General features: G+C 55.5%; 14 protein-coding genes. 4 read left to right on the forward strand and 10 right to left on the reverse strand.

The genetic code is table 11. The features are described 5' to 3' along the window. Positions 1 to 44 precede the first annotated feature (44 nt). Entirely contained in the window at positions 45 to 818 is a 774-nt protein-coding gene (locus ACN1CO_RS21990) for a CDP-diacylglycerol diphosphatase (RefSeq protein WP_419140676.1), read from the forward strand. 28 nt (positions 819 to 846) lie between these two features. Here the strand turns inward: ACN1CO_RS21990 and tpiA are convergent, their stop codons facing one another. After that, positions 847 to 1,614, reverse strand: a complete 768-nt coding sequence (gene tpiA, locus ACN1CO_RS21995; RefSeq protein WP_010258199.1) for a triose-phosphate isomerase — start codon at positions 1,612 to 1,614, stop codon at positions 847 to 849. Between the two features lie 120 nt (positions 1,615 to 1,734). Further along, complete coding sequence (locus ACN1CO_RS22000; RefSeq protein WP_419140677.1) at positions 1,735 to 2,325, reverse strand: DUF1454 family protein; 591 nt, start codon at positions 2,323 to 2,325, stop codon at positions 1,735 to 1,737. 98 nt (positions 2,326 to 2,423) lie between these two features. Here ACN1CO_RS22000 and ACN1CO_RS22005 point away from each other — a divergent pair, with 98 nt between their 5' ends. Beyond that, positions 2,424 to 2,858, forward strand: a complete 435-nt coding sequence (locus ACN1CO_RS22005) for a DUF805 domain-containing protein (RefSeq protein WP_419140678.1) — start codon at positions 2,424 to 2,426, stop codon at positions 2,856 to 2,858. On the opposite strand, the gene fpr is transcribed toward ACN1CO_RS22005, so the two are convergent. Continuing rightward, positions 2,849 to 3,595 carry a ferredoxin--NADP(+) reductase gene (fpr, locus tag ACN1CO_RS22010; RefSeq protein ID WP_419140679.1) on the reverse strand — a complete coding sequence of 249 codons (747 nt, stop codon included), beginning with the start codon at positions 3,593 to 3,595 and terminating at the stop codon, positions 2,849 to 2,851. The genes ACN1CO_RS22005 and fpr overlap by 10 nt on opposite strands. A 273-nt stretch (positions 3,596 to 3,868) precedes the next feature. Between fpr and emrD the strand changes: the two genes are divergently transcribed. Then, positions 3,869 to 5,062: a multidrug efflux MFS transporter EmrD gene (gene emrD, locus ACN1CO_RS22015; protein ID WP_419140680.1), complete on the forward strand. Its 1,194-nt coding sequence runs from the start codon at positions 3,869 to 3,871 to the stop codon at positions 5,060 to 5,062. On the opposite strand, the gene glpX is transcribed toward emrD, so the two are convergent. The 3 genes from glpX to ACN1CO_RS22030 form a co-directional block, all read right to left on the reverse strand. Next, positions 5,052 to 6,062, reverse strand: a complete 1,011-nt coding sequence (glpX, locus tag ACN1CO_RS22020) for a class II fructose-bisphosphatase (RefSeq protein ID WP_419140681.1) — start codon at positions 6,060 to 6,062, stop codon at positions 5,052 to 5,054. The two genes, emrD and glpX, sit on opposite strands and share 11 nt — an antisense overlap. A gap of 96 nt (positions 6,063 to 6,158) precedes the next feature. After that, a complete protein-coding gene (gene glpK / locus ACN1CO_RS22025) occupies positions 6,159 to 7,670 on the reverse strand; it encodes a glycerol kinase GlpK (RefSeq protein WP_090967187.1) in 1,512 nt (503 codons plus the stop codon). 30 nt (positions 7,671 to 7,700) lie between these two features. Beyond that, positions 7,701 to 8,552, reverse strand: a complete 852-nt coding sequence (locus ACN1CO_RS22030) for an MIP/aquaporin family protein (RefSeq protein ID WP_419140682.1) — start codon at positions 8,550 to 8,552, stop codon at positions 7,701 to 7,703. 405 nt (positions 8,553 to 8,957) lie between these two features. Between ACN1CO_RS22030 and zapB the strand changes: the two genes are divergently transcribed. Continuing rightward, the gene (gene zapB, locus ACN1CO_RS22035) at positions 8,958 to 9,197 is read left to right on the forward strand and encodes a cell division protein ZapB (protein ID WP_003851242.1); all 240 of its coding nucleotides are present in this window, start codon (positions 8,958 to 8,960) and stop codon (positions 9,195 to 9,197) included. Between the two features lie 53 nt (positions 9,198 to 9,250). Here zapB and rraA read toward each other — a convergent pair whose 3' ends face one another. From rraA to ftsN, 4 genes are all read right to left on the reverse strand, one after another. Then, positions 9,251 to 9,736, reverse strand: a complete 486-nt coding sequence (rraA, locus tag ACN1CO_RS22040; protein WP_009088032.1) for a ribonuclease E activity regulator RraA — start codon at positions 9,734 to 9,736, stop codon at positions 9,251 to 9,253. 158 nt (positions 9,737 to 9,894) lie between these two features. After that, a complete protein-coding gene (gene hslU, locus ACN1CO_RS22045; protein ID WP_031591847.1) occupies positions 9,895 to 11,232 on the reverse strand; it encodes an HslU--HslV peptidase ATPase subunit in 1,338 nt (445 codons plus the stop codon). Between the two features lie 10 nt (positions 11,233 to 11,242). Next, positions 11,243 to 11,773: an ATP-dependent protease subunit HslV gene (hslV, locus tag ACN1CO_RS22050; protein WP_003851234.1), complete on the reverse strand. Its 531-nt coding sequence runs from the start codon at positions 11,771 to 11,773 to the stop codon at positions 11,243 to 11,245. Between the two features lie 88 nt (positions 11,774 to 11,861). Beyond that, positions 11,862 to 12,869, reverse strand: a complete 1,008-nt coding sequence (gene ftsN / locus ACN1CO_RS22055) for a cell division protein FtsN (protein ID WP_419140683.1) — start codon at positions 12,867 to 12,869, stop codon at positions 11,862 to 11,864. Between the last annotated feature and the right edge of the window lie 57 nt (positions 12,870 to 12,926).

Genomic DNA, 12,926 nt, shown 5'->3' on the forward strand with positions numbered 1-12,926 from the left:
CCAGGCGACGATGCAGGCTGCTAAACCATTCGGGAAGCATTGTTATGCCGACAAACCGTCGTGCAACCAGCCTGGTTGCGGTTCTGCTGGTGCTGGTCATTGTGGGGATACTGGCTGCCGCACTGCATTTCAAAAAGAACAGTGATGCGCTGTGGCAGATCGTCAGCCAGAAATGTGAGCCTCATCAGCAGAGCAGCGGAGACCCTGCGCCCTGTCAGCGTGTCGACCAGCAGCATCGCTATGCCATGCTAAAAGATATGAATGGGCCATTGCAGTATCTGCTGATCCCGCTCGATAAAATCACCGGCATCGAAAGCCCGCGGTTACTGCAACCCGCTACGCCCAACTACTTTGCCCTTGCCTGGCATGAACGAACCCTTCTTGCACAGCGACGCGGCTCACCCATTGCTGATCGGGTCCTGTCACTGGCGATCAATTCACAGTATGGCCGCACGCAGAACCAGCTCCACATTCATCTCTCCTGTCTGCGACCCGATGTGCGTCTGCAGCTGGATCAGCTGACGCCGCAGCTTAGCGGTCAGTGGCATGAGATCACGCTGCGTAAGCACCGATACTGGCTGCGAACCCTGACGGCAGATGAGCTGACCCAGCAGAGTGTCTTTATCCGGCTGGCCGACGAGCGGCCAGAGGCACGCACAGAGATGGGGAAATATGGGCTGGCACTGGCTGAATTAAGCGATGGGCGACTGGTACTGATGGCTATAGAGCGGAACTGGCTGCTACTGAACAGTGGTTCGGCGGAGGAGTTGCAGGATCACGCCTGTGAGCTGATTGGGCCCATAAAAAAGGCGGCTTAAGCGCCGCCTCTGACCGGAATGCTAATGATTAGGCGCTTTTTGCAGCCGCCGCAGCTTTAACGATGACCGCGAAAGCATCTGCTTTCAGTGACGCACCGCCAACCAGTGCGCCATCGATGTCAGGCTGGGTGAACAGCTCAGCAGCGTTTTTGTCGTTCACTGAGCCGCCATACTGAATGATGACCTGTTCTGCGATAGCCGCATCTTTCTTCGCGATATGATCACGAATGAATTTGTGGACGGCCTGTGCCTGAGCAGGGGTCGCAGATTTGCCGGTACCGATGGCCCAGACCGGCTCATACGCGATAACCGCATCTTTGAACGCTTCAGCGCCCTGAGTTTCCAGAACAGCATCCAGCTGACGAGCGCAGACTTCTTCGGTTTTACCCGCTTCGTTTTCTGCTTCGGTTTCACCAATGCACAGCACCGGAACCAGACCCACTGACTTCAATACCGCGTATTTCTTCGCGATGAACTCGTCGCTTTCTTTGTGGTAAGTGCGGCGTTCTGAGTGACCGATAATGATGTATTTCGCGCCGATATCTTTCAGCATCTCTGCAGAAACTTCACCGGTAAACGCGCCAGACAGGTTAACGTCCACGTTCTGCGCACCCAGTGCGATGTGGCTACCGGAGATGGCGTGTTTTGCCTGCTCGAGATAGAGCGCTGGCGGTGCAATGGCGACGCCACAACCCTCAACGCCAGACAGTTCCTTGCGCAGACCCGCGATCAGTTCAGCTGTGATCTGCTTGCTGCCATTCAACTTCCAGTTACCCATAACCAGTGGATGTCGCATTCTATCCTCCGCATAAAGCGATACATGAAAAATCGCTGCCAGCTGGCAGCGTTGTCTGCCAGACAGTATAGAGATCAAATGTAGCGATGGCTTTGCTTTTCGTCATTTTCAGCCACATCCTCAGGGGTTTGCGAGCGCCAGTTTTACCGGCTCAATGGCGAAAGTCAGCCCCTTGTCACCGTTGTCAGCCACCACAAAACGGAGCGCGCCGTCGACCTGCGCAAAGTAGGGCAAATCCTTGCCTTCCTTCAGCAAACCTTCCAGCTTTTTACGTCCCTCATCGGCGCTGAGTCCCGGTACAAAGAAGCGCAGCATGGCGGTCATATAGGCCAGCGCTTTTTGCTGCGAGGCGCTCTGATCCGGGCCAGGCAAGGGCAGCCAGGTAATCTGCAGCGTCTTGATTTTGCCAGTGCCCGGCTCCAGCGCGGTAGACGCATAGAGCGTTTCATTGATTTTGCTTGCGGCGCGCGTCAGGTTACTTTTGTCACCCCGATTATCAATGGCGCGATATTCAGGCAGCATCAGCGTCGCATTGGCCAGATTATACTTTTCGCGAAACTGGCCGATAGTCATATCAAAGGTGGGAGCGCCCGCCAGCAGATAGGGCGCGGTGGGCAACGCATCAGGCCGTTCCTGCGGTGGCGGATCGGCGGCAAAGACCGGAACCGTCAGCGCAAACGATAACAGCAGTGCGCCAGGCAAATTCTTCATTTTGTCGATCCTAACCCGTAAACTCAGGCGCAAATTAAAACGGTTTTTATCCGCGAGGTCAAAAGCGCGGCGGTTCTCTTCTCTCTGGATGATAATGCATGACGTTACAACAATGGTGTTTTTCCTGGCGCGGCCGGCTGGGACGACGTGATTTCTGGATCTGGCAGGCGGTCTGGTTGCTGACAACGTCTCTGTTATTCGCCCTGGCCGCCAACGACTGGGTTGATACCCAGATGGCGGCTTTTGGCGTGGTCTGCCTGCTGTGGCCTGCCAGCGCTGTCATTGTTAAACGCCTGCACGATCGCAATCGTCCCGGCTATTGGGGATTTCTGGTCATTGTTGCCTGGCTGCTGGTGGCGGGAAACTGGAGCATGCTGAGCGGCATTCTGCCCTGGCTGCTGGGTCGCGCCATTCCATTTGTATTACTGGCTGGCCTGGTGCTCGAACTCGGCGTTTTTCGCGGCACCCCCGGCGCTAACCGGTTTGGTACCGCGACCCAGCCGGTGCGATACCGGCAAACGGCTCACCAGTAGTGTTCGCTGGTGATATGGCCCGGCTTGCGCTTCAGGTGCTTACGCATCTCGCGCGTCTCTTTCAGTAATTGCTGGGTATCACGCACCATCTGCGGGTTGCCGCACAGCATGACATGGCTGCTGTCGGCATCCAGCGTTAATCCGGTGGCACGCTCCAGTTCGCCATTTTCGATCAGCGCCGGAACCCGGCCCGTCAGCGAACCGGGGATCGCTTCGCGGCTCACCACCGTCTGGATGTGCAGCTTGCCCTGATAGCGCTGCTGCAGCTGCTGCATCAGTGGCAGAAAGCTGAGGTCAGCCGCATAGCGTGCGGCATGGACCAGCACGATGTTTTCAAAGCGCTCCAGACCTTCGCCCTGTTGCAGCATGGAAAGGTAAGGGCCGATAGCGGTGCCGGTTGCCAGCATCCATAAGGTTTTGCACTCCGGGACTTCATCCAGCACAAAGAATCCCGCGGCTTCTTTAGTGACCATCACCTGATCGCCGGGCTGAAGTGCCTGCAGATGCGGACTCAGCTTACCATCGGGCACAGTAACCAGGTAAAACTCCAGCAGGTCATCTTTCGGCGCATTGACGAAAGAGTAAGCGCGCTGCACCCGCTCACCGTCGATTTCCAGTGCCAGCTTGGCAAATTGCCCGGCAATAAAGGGATCGATGGGCGCTTTGACCCGGAGACTGAACAGCGCGTCCGTCCAGTTTTTCACTTCCTTTACTTCAGCATTGACCCACTCAGCCATAATCACTCCCTGGTTGTTGATTATTCAGGCAGGTCACTATTTTCGCGACAAGCCGGTGAGAATGCCAGCCTGCGCCCTGGCAAAGGCTCTAATCGACAAACTGTTGCTTTGTCTTTACAGGCTGGCGCATAAACTTGACAGGCGCAAGCCGGGACCTTTTGGCCTGCCTCTCGCTTTGTCATCTAATCCTGATATTTTGCCCGCCATAACAAGATGACTGGCGGGTGAACCGCTGTTTTAACCTCCTTTCACAGAAAGAAATTTTGCATAATCATGATTAGTAAACTGGAAAATCGCCCGCTGCTGGTGATGCTCATTGTGCTGGTGGCTGTCGGGCAGATGGCACAGACCATCTACGTTCCGGCGATGTCGGTGATGGCGGACGCCCTGAATGTCCGCGATGGCGCGTTGCAGCGCGTGATGGCGGCCTATCTGATGACCTATGGCGGATCCCAGCTGATCTACGGCCCGCTATCAGACAGCGTCGGCCGGCGTCCGGTGATCCTGGCGGGCATGATGATCTTTATGATCGGCGCAGTCACGGCATTGATGGCGACCTCTCTCGATATGCTGGTGCTTGGCAGCGCGATTCAGGGACTGGGAACCGGCGTAGCGGGCGTAATGGCCCGCACCATGCCGCGTGATCTCTACGAGGGCCACGCGCTGCGTCGCGCTAACAGCCTGCTTAATATGGGCATTCTGGTCAGCCCGCTGCTGGCGCCGGTGATTGGCGCACTGCTGACCCAGCTCTTTGGCTGGCACGCCTGTTTTGCCTTCCTGCTATTGCTCTGTCTGGCGGTAACGCTATCGATGGCGCGCTGGCTGCCGGAAACCCGGCCTCAGAGTGCGGAAGTGACTCCTTTCTTCAAACGCTACGCCCGCCTGCTCAGCGATGCGAATTTCGTCCGCTACATTGTGCTGCTGATTGGCGCGCTGGCCGGGATTGCGGTATTTGAGTCGAGTTGCGGCGTGCTGCTGGGCGGCGTGCTCGGCCTGCACAGCCTGACCGTCAGTATCCTGTTCATCCTGCCGATTCCGGCGGCGTTCTTCGGTGCCTGGTTTGCCGGACGTGAGCAGGGCTCATGGCACAGCCTGATGTGGTGGGGCGTGAATAGCTGTCTGCTGGCGGGCATTCTGATGTGGATCCCGGCGTGGTTCGGGGTGATGAATATCTGGACGCTGCTGGTGCCCGCCGCGCTATTCTTCTTTGGCGCTGGCATGCTGTTCCCGCTGGCGACTTCAGGGGCGATGGAGCCGTATGCCTGGCTGGCGGGGAGCGCGGGCGCGCTGATTGGCGGGATGCAGAACCTGGGATCGGGCCTGGTGGCATGGCTGTCAGCCATGATGCCGCAGCGCGATCAGTTCAGCCTTGGCATGCTGATGTTCTTCACGGCGCTGGTGATGCTGCTCTGTTGGTTGCCGCTCTCACGTCAGCCGGAGCGCGGCAACCAGCCGGTTACAGGATAAACGGATGGAGCGTCGGATCTTTACGGTCGAGATAGTGAATCGACTGGATGCGGCGAATGGTGCGGGATTTCCCGCGAATCAGCAGGGTTTCGCTGGTGGCGATATTGCCCTGACGCGTAATGCCTTTCAGTAACTCGCCACTGGTAATGCCGGTGGCGGCAAACACCACGTTATCATTGCGCGCCATCTCACCCAGCGTCAGCTTCTTACCCGCTTCAATTCCCATCTCTGCACAGCGCTGCAACTCCTGTTCGCCGAGGCGACGGTTTTCAGCGTTGTCGCCTTTGACATGATGACGTGCGAGCAACCGGCCCTGCATATCGCCGTCCAGCGCGCGGATCACCGCCGCAGAGACCACACCTTCCGGTGCGCCGCCGATGCCATACATCACATCGACTTCGCTATCCGGCATGCAGGTCAGAATCGATGCGGCGACATCGCCATCCGGGAAGGTAAATACCCGCACGCCCAGCTGCTGCAACTGGCTGATCACCGCATCATGGCGCGGCTTTGCCAGAATTGACACGGTCAGCTGCGACAGCGGTTTGTTCATCGCTATCGCAATATTACGCAGATTGGTTTCCAGCGGCAGGTCGAGGTCGATCGCGCCCTGTGCAGCGGGACCCACGATCAGTTTTTCCATATACATATCGGGGGCGTGCAGAAAGCTCCCTTTATCGCCCACGGCCATCACAGCCAGCGCATTCGCCTGGCCAAGCGCCGTCATGCGGGTGCCTTCAATCGGATCGACGGCAATATCGACCGCATCGCCGCGACCGGTACCGACTTTTTCACCGATATAAAGCATCGGGGCTTCGTCGATTTCGCCTTCACCGATCACAATCTGACCGTCAATTTCAATGGAGTTCAGGACATGACGCATGGCATGGACAGCCGCACCGTCAGCCGCATTTTTGTCGCCGCGTCCTAACCAGTGATAGCCTGCCAGAGCGGCAGCTTCGGTTACGCGGGAAAATTCAATGGCAAGTTCTCGTTTCATGGCATCTACCTGACAAAAAACCGGCAGGCAGTGTAACACAGCGGGGAAGTAGGGCGGGGAAAAGGCCCGCGACGGCTAGCGTCGCGGGCGTTGATATTACTCCTGTTCTTCCCACGCCTGTGCGCGGGCAACCGCTTTTTTCCAGCCAGCATAACGGAAGTTACGCTCGGTGGTTTCCAGGCTTGGACGGAACTCACGCTCGATAACGGCTTTAGAGCGCACTTCATCCAGATCCTGCCAGAAACCAACAGCCAGACCCGCCAGATACGCAGAACCCAGCGCGGTCACTTCACGCACTTCCGGACGCTCAACACGGGTGCCGAGGATGTCAGCCTGGAACTGCATCAGGAAGTTGTTGGATACCGCACCACCATCCACACGCAGCGCCTGCAGGCGGGTGTTGGCATCGTTCTGCATCGCTTCCAGCACGTCACGCGTCTGATAAGCGATCGACTCCAGCGTCGCGCGGATGATGTGGTTAGAGTTTGCGCCGCGCGTCAGACCGAAGATAGCGCCACGGGCATACGGGTCCCAGTAAGGCGCACCCAGGCCGGTGAAAGCAGGCACCATGTAAACGCCGTTGGTGTCTTTCACTTTCATCGCGAAGTATTCAGAGTCAGCCGCTTCACTGATCAGCTTCATCTCATCACGCAGCCACTGAATAGAAGCACCACCGATAAATACGGCACCTTCCAGCGCATAGTTCACTTCACCGCGCGGGCCACAGGCGATCGTGGTCAGCAGGCCATGAGTCGAGGTCACCGCTTCGGTACCGGTGTTCATCAGCATGAAGCAGCCGGTGCCATAGGTATTTTTCGCCATGCCAGGCTGTACACACAGCTGTCCATACAGCGCGGCCTGCTGGTCTCCGGCGATACCGGCGATAGGAATACGTGTACCGCCTTTACCACCAATGTTGGTCTGACCGTAGACTTCAGAGGAGGATTTCACTTCTGGCAGCATTTCACGCGGGATATCCAGGATATCCAGCATGCGCTGATCCCATTCCAGCTTGTGAATGTTGAACATCATGGTACGGGAGGCGTTGGTGTAGTCGGTGATGTGCACACGTCCCTGGGTCATTTTCCAGACCAGCCAGGTATCGACAGTACCGAACAGCAGCTCACCACGTTTTGCACGCTCACGTGAGCCTTCTACGTGATCCAGAATCCACTTCACTTTCGTACCGGAGAAGTAAGGGTTAATCACCAGACCAGTGGTGTGCTGGATGTACTCTTCCAGACCCTCTTTCTTCAGTTTGTGACAGTAGTCAGCGGTGCGGGGATCCTGCCAGACGATGGCGTTGTAGATCGGCTTGCCGGTCTCTTTTTCCCAGACGATAGCGGTTTCACGCTGGTTGGTGATACCGATTGCCGCGATCTCATCAGAGCGGATGTCGGCATGGGCCAGTACTTCGACCAGCGTAGAGCTTTGTGAAGCCCAGATATCCATTGGGTCATGTTCTACCCAACCCGCTTTCGGGTAGATCTGGGTAAATTCGCGCTGCGATACTGCGATGATATTGGAATCGTGGTCGAGAACGACGGCACGTGAACTGGTTGTGCCCTGATCGAGCGCGACAATATATTTTTTATCTGTGGTAGTCATAAATTCAGTCCTGATGATAAAAAGTGAAACTTACGCTTTACGCTGCTGAGCGCGTGCAACCGGTTTTTCTGCTGGAACAGTAGGTTCCTGTGCGGCACCTGGCAGGTAGCGGCCAATCAGTGTGCGATAACCGACTGCACCCAGGCATGCACCGACCAGCGGGCCAAAAATAGGGACCAGGAAGTAAGGAATATCTTTACCACCCGTGAAGGCAACGTTACCCCAGCCAGCGAAGAAGGCGAACAGCTTAGGTCCGAAATCACGCGCCGGGTTAAGAGCAAAGCCGGTCAGCGGGCCCATTGAGCCACCAATAACAGCGACCAGCAGGCCGATTAACAGCGGCGCCATCGGTCCACGTGGAACACCGTTGCCATCGTCGGTCAGCGCCATAATCACCGCCATAAGTACTGCGGTAATCACCATCTCAACCAGGAACGCCTGGCCTACGCTGATGTGCGGGTTAGGATAAGTTGAGAAGATACCCGCCAGATCCAGACTCTGAACCGTGCCGCGTACCATCTGATGACTTTGTTCGTAATCGACAAACAGGCTGTAGTAGAGACCATAAACCAGCGCGGCCGCGCAGAATGCTCCGGCGATTTGAGCCAGAATATACGGCACCACTTTACGGCCTTCGAAATTGGCGAACAGACAGAGCGCAACCGTAACGGCAGGGTTCAGATGTGCACCTGATACCCCAGCGGTAAGATAGACAGCCATTGAGACCGCTAAGCCCCAGATGATGCAGATTTCCCACTGACCGAAGGCGGCACCGGCGAGTTTCAATGCAGCCACACAGCCTGCACCAAAGAAAATAATCAAGCCTGTCCCCAGAAATTCGGCAATACACTGACCTTTGAGCGTGTTAGTTGTCTGACTCATAATAGTGGTTCCTGAAGCGAGGTTAAATTTTATCAGTTTTTGTTCTCAGTCCATGAGGCACCCAGCTTTAATGTAGGGCTGATGTGAATTTATCGTTAACGAACATAAACGAGAAATAGCGAAATCATTTTTTGTGTACTGTGTCATAAAAATGCGCGTTTTCGCGTATTCTGGCTTTCCTTAGCCCATATTCGCGCCTGACCTGAGGGAGGACGGACCAGTACCTGAAAGCCGCCGCCGTAAGCGCAGCGTAAATTCAGGGATTGGCTGAAAAGTGTTACAGACTGCGCCCGCAGCGGCCGCGTTGCTGGACTTGAGGGGTGAGGCTACATACAATCGGGACAACGTTGCTGGCTTAAGCTGGCATCATCAACGCCTTGCAGGAATTTAGGAGAGGTCAGAAAGATGTCATTTGAAGTATTTGAGAAACTTGAAGCGAAAGTACAGCAGGCGATTGATACCATCACCCTGTTGCAGATGGAAATCGAAGAGCTGAAAGAGCAGAACAACTCACTGCGTAACGATGCGCAACAAGTCGCGGGCAACCACGATGCGCTGATGCGTGAAAATCAGCACCTGAAAGAAGAGCAACATGTGTGGCAGGAACGTCTGCGTGCATTGCTGGGAAAAATGGAAGAGGTTTGAAGCCTCAGCTGATATGAAAAACGGGTGCTCTGGCACCCGTTTTCATGTCTGGCCTATTCGAGGTCCAGCGCATCCTCTGACAGAATGATACCGGTGTTGTCGGCATAGAGATGGTCGCCGGAGAAGAAGGTGACGCCGCCGAAATTGACGCGCACATCGCTTTCGCCAATCCCTTCACCTGCCGCGCCTGCCGGAATCGCGGCAATGGCCTGAATGCCAATCTCCAGCTCTTCCAGCTCATCAACCTGACGTACCGAACCGTAAATCACCAGGCCTTCCCACTCGTTAGTGGCCGCCAGGCGTGCCAGTTGCGCATCGACCAGCGCACGACGTACAGAGCCGCCGCCATCAATCACCAGTACGCGACCCCGGCCATTCTCTTCCAGCAGATCGTAGAGTAAGCCGTTGTCTTCAAAGCATTTCACTGTGGTAATCTGACCACCGAATGAAGTGCGCCCACCAAAGTTTGAAAAAAGCGGTTCAACAACATTCACTTCTTCATGGTAGATATCGCAGAGTTCAGATGTATCGTATTTCATAAGGGTTTCGTCTGTTTGCCACAGGAAGGGTAAGTATATCGCTATATGCAGATTGTTGGCAAAATCATCAGTATGAAAAAAGCATCGTTCGATCAAGAACATGCATAAAAAAGCCCAGCCGGGTGGGCTGGGCTTCTGAAAAGCGCTGAATCAGTGAATCACAGAATGAAGCGGCTCAGGTCTTCGTCAGCCACCAGTTCATCCAGATGTTTACCCACATAATCAGCATCGATGGTCACGGATTCACCGTGACGATCGCTGGCGTCATACGAGATATCTTCCATCAGACGTTCCAGCACGGTGTGCAGACGGCGCGCACCGATGTTTTCAGTGGTTTCGTTAACCTGCCATGCAGCTTCCGCAATCCGGCGAATACCCTCTTCGGTGAACTCAATGTTCACGCCCTCGGTATTCATCAGAGCTTTGTACTGCACGGTAATCGAGGCATTCGGCTCGGTCAGGATGCGCTGGAAATCATTGACGGTCAGTGCCTGCAGCTCAACACGAATCGGCAGACGACCCTGCAGTTCCGGAATCAGATCGGAAGGGCTGGCCACCTGGAACGCGCCAGAGGCGATAAACAGAATGTGGTCGGTTTTCACCATGCCATGCTTGGTCGAAACGGTGCAGCCTTCAACCAGTGGCAGCAGGTCGCGCTGAACGCCTTCACGTGAGACATCGGGTCCACCGGCATTCTGGCCGCCGCGCTTACAGATTTTGTCGATTTCATCGATGAACACGATACCGTGCTGTTCAACGGCATCAATCGCGTCCTGCTTAAGTTCTTCCGGATTAACCAGTTTTGCCGCTTCTTCTTCGATCAGCAGCTTCATCGCTTCTTTGATCTTCAGTTTACGGGCTTTCTGCTTCTGGCCGCCGAGGTTCTGGAACATCGACTGCAGCTGGCTGGTCATCTCTTCCATGCCAGGAGGAGCCATGATTTCGACGCCTGGGCTGCTGGCAGCCAGATCGATCTCAATCTCTTTATCGTCCAGCTGGCCTTCACGCAGCTTCTTGCGGAACGACTGACGCGCCGCAGAGGGCTCAGCGCTCTGCTCTGACTGGCCCCAGTTGTTTTTCGCTGGCGGAATCAGCACATCAAGAATGCGCTCTTCGGCCATCTCTTCGGCACGATATTTGTTCTTTTCAATCGCCTGACTGCGCACCATCTTAATGGCCGAATCGGTCAGGTCACGAATGATAGAGTCCACTTCCTTACCGACATAACCGACTTCGGTAAACTTTGTCGCCTCGACTTTGATGAACGGGGCATTGGCCAGCTTAGCCAGACGACGCGCGATCTCGGTTTTACCGACACCGGTCGGACCGATCATCAGAATGTTTTTTGGGGTCACTTCATGGCGCAGCTCTTCGTCGAGCTGCATGCGGCGCCAGCGGTTGCGCAGTGCAATAGCCACGGCGCGCTTGGCGCTGTCCTGGCCGATGATAAAGCGGTTCAGTTCGCTGACGATTTCGCGTGGAGTCATCTCAGACATATTTATACCCTTACGCCTTTGACGTTAATTCTTCGAAATTAACGTTGTGGTTTGTGTAAATGCAGATATCACCCGCGATATTCAGCGACTTCTCAACGATGTCGCGTGCGCCCATTTCGGTATTCTCCAGCAGCGCACGTGCCGCTGCCTGGGCGAAAGGCCCACCGGAGCCGATGGCGATCAGATCGTTTTCAGGCTGGATGACGTCACCGTTACCGCTGATGATCAGAGAGGCTGACTCATCCGCGACGGCCAGTAAGGCTTCAAGGCGACGCAGCATACGGTCGGTACGCCAGTCTTTGGCCAGCTCCACCGCGGCTTTCACCAGGTGGCCCTGATGCATTTCCAGTTTACGTTCGAAAAGTTCAAACAGGGTGAAGGCGTCTGCGGTGCCGCCAGCAAATCCGGCAATCACCTTATCGTTGTATAAACGACGCACTTTTTTAACGTTGCCTTTCATCACGGTATTGCCGAGCGTAGCCTGGCCATCACCGCCAATCACTACCTGGCCGTTGCGTCGTACACTTACTATTGTTGTCACGGGCAGACCCCTTGTTGCAGTCGGAAAAGGACTCCGCGCACGGGGCGCGGAGTATCATGCAACAGATATGGGGCGGGTTTGACGGGTTTCAACCCCCGACGGAGAGTGGAATACAGCTGGAGTGTCCGGAACTACGCAGACGTTTCAGGGTGCTGTCAGCGGATGCACGATCTTTATACGGACCGATAACCACACGATTCCAGCCGCCACCGGTAGTAATGCGGCTTTCAAAGCCTTCAAAGGCTAAGCCCGCACGTACCGACTCAGCCTGGTCAGTGCCTTTAAACGAACCACACTGCACCATCCAGCGCTGCGAAGAGGCTTTCTCCGCCGGTTTCGCTTTTGCGGTCTCCTGCGGTTTTGGCTCCACTTCCGGTTCCCGCGTTATTGGCGCAGGTTGCGACTGACGCTGTACGTTTTGCTGCTGCTGCTGCTGCTGCTGCTGCTGCTGCTGACGTTGCTGTTGTTGCAATTGCTGCTGTTGTTGACGTTGTTGTTGTTGCTGCAACTGCTGCTGGCGTTGCTGTTGCTGCTGAGTCTGCAATTGCTGACGTTGTTGCTGAACCTGTTGCTGCTGCTGTTGCTGAACCTGCTGCTGTTGACGTTGCAGCTGTTGCAACTGCTGCTGATGCTGCAGTGTCTGCTGACGTTGCGCCGGCGTCTGTTCATTCCACGGCACTTCATTGAGCTGTGTTGGCTGCTGACGCATATCCGCCTGCATCTGTTCCAGCAACTGGCGTTGCTCGTCGGTCAGCTGTGTCTGCGACTTCACTTCGCCACCCGAAGAGGGTTCGATAGGAGTCGGCACAGTAACCTGACGGTTCTCCAGCTCTTTAATGTATTTCCAGCGTTCTTCAGGTTTCGGCGGTAAGCCATTGCCGTTGGCTTTATGATCCGTAATGACCGGCACGTCTTCTTTCTTGTGATGCGCCAGGAACCATAAACCACCGGCAAAGGTCACCAACACTGCGACCGCCAGTACAATCATCAATTTAGATGTTCCCGAACCGCCTTTGCTCTTCTTGCCACGGCTGGGGCTTTTTTTGCGACGCGTCCCTGTTGAACGCCCGCGGCCTACGTAATCTTTTTGTGCCACTCTCGTTCTTATACCCTTCAAAAATAGTGCCAGATGGGCGAAATGATGATTTTTACG

Origin of the sequence: Pantoea sp. R13S299, assembly GCF_048515925.1 — a bacterium.
Lineage (GTDB): Bacteria > Pseudomonadota > Gammaproteobacteria > Enterobacterales > Enterobacteriaceae > Pantoea.

Excerpts from the sequence above, each read along its gene's own strand:
- rraA (WP_009088032.1), bottom strand. The coding sequence starts at position 9,736 with ATGAAATACGATACATCTGAACTCTGCGATATCTACCATGAAGAAGTG.
- ACN1CO_RS22030 (WP_419140682.1), bottom strand. The coding sequence starts at position 8,552 with ATGAGTCAGACAACTAACACGCTCAAAGGTCAGTGTATTGCCGAATTT.
- ACN1CO_RS21990 (WP_419140676.1), top strand. The coding sequence starts at position 45 with ATGCCGACAAACCGTCGTGCAACCAGCCTGGTTGCGGTTCTGCTGGTG.
- ACN1CO_RS22000 (WP_419140677.1), bottom strand. The coding sequence starts at position 2,325 with ATGAAGAATTTGCCTGGCGCACTGCTGTTATCGTTTGCGCTGACGGTT.
- emrD (WP_419140680.1), top strand. The coding sequence starts at position 3,869 with ATGATTAGTAAACTGGAAAATCGCCCGCTGCTGGTGATGCTCATTGTG.
- ACN1CO_RS22005 (WP_419140678.1), top strand. The coding sequence starts at position 2,424 with ATGACGTTACAACAATGGTGTTTTTCCTGGCGCGGCCGGCTGGGACGA.
- tpiA (WP_010258199.1), bottom strand. The coding sequence starts at position 1,614 with ATGCGACATCCACTGGTTATGGGTAACTGGAAGTTGAATGGCAGCAAG.
- glpX (WP_419140681.1), bottom strand. The coding sequence starts at position 6,062 with ATGAAACGAGAACTTGCCATTGAATTTTCCCGCGTAACCGAAGCTGCC.
- fpr (WP_419140679.1), bottom strand. The coding sequence starts at position 3,595 with ATGGCTGAGTGGGTCAATGCTGAAGTAAAGGAAGTGAAAAACTGGACG.
- glpK (WP_090967187.1), bottom strand. The coding sequence starts at position 7,670 with ATGACTACCACAGATAAAAAATATATTGTCGCGCTCGATCAGGGCACA.
- hslU (WP_031591847.1), bottom strand. The coding sequence starts at position 11,232 with ATGTCTGAGATGACTCCACGCGAAATCGTCAGCGAACTGAACCGCTTT.
- zapB (WP_003851242.1), top strand. The coding sequence starts at position 8,958 with ATGTCATTTGAAGTATTTGAGAAACTTGAAGCGAAAGTACAGCAGGCG.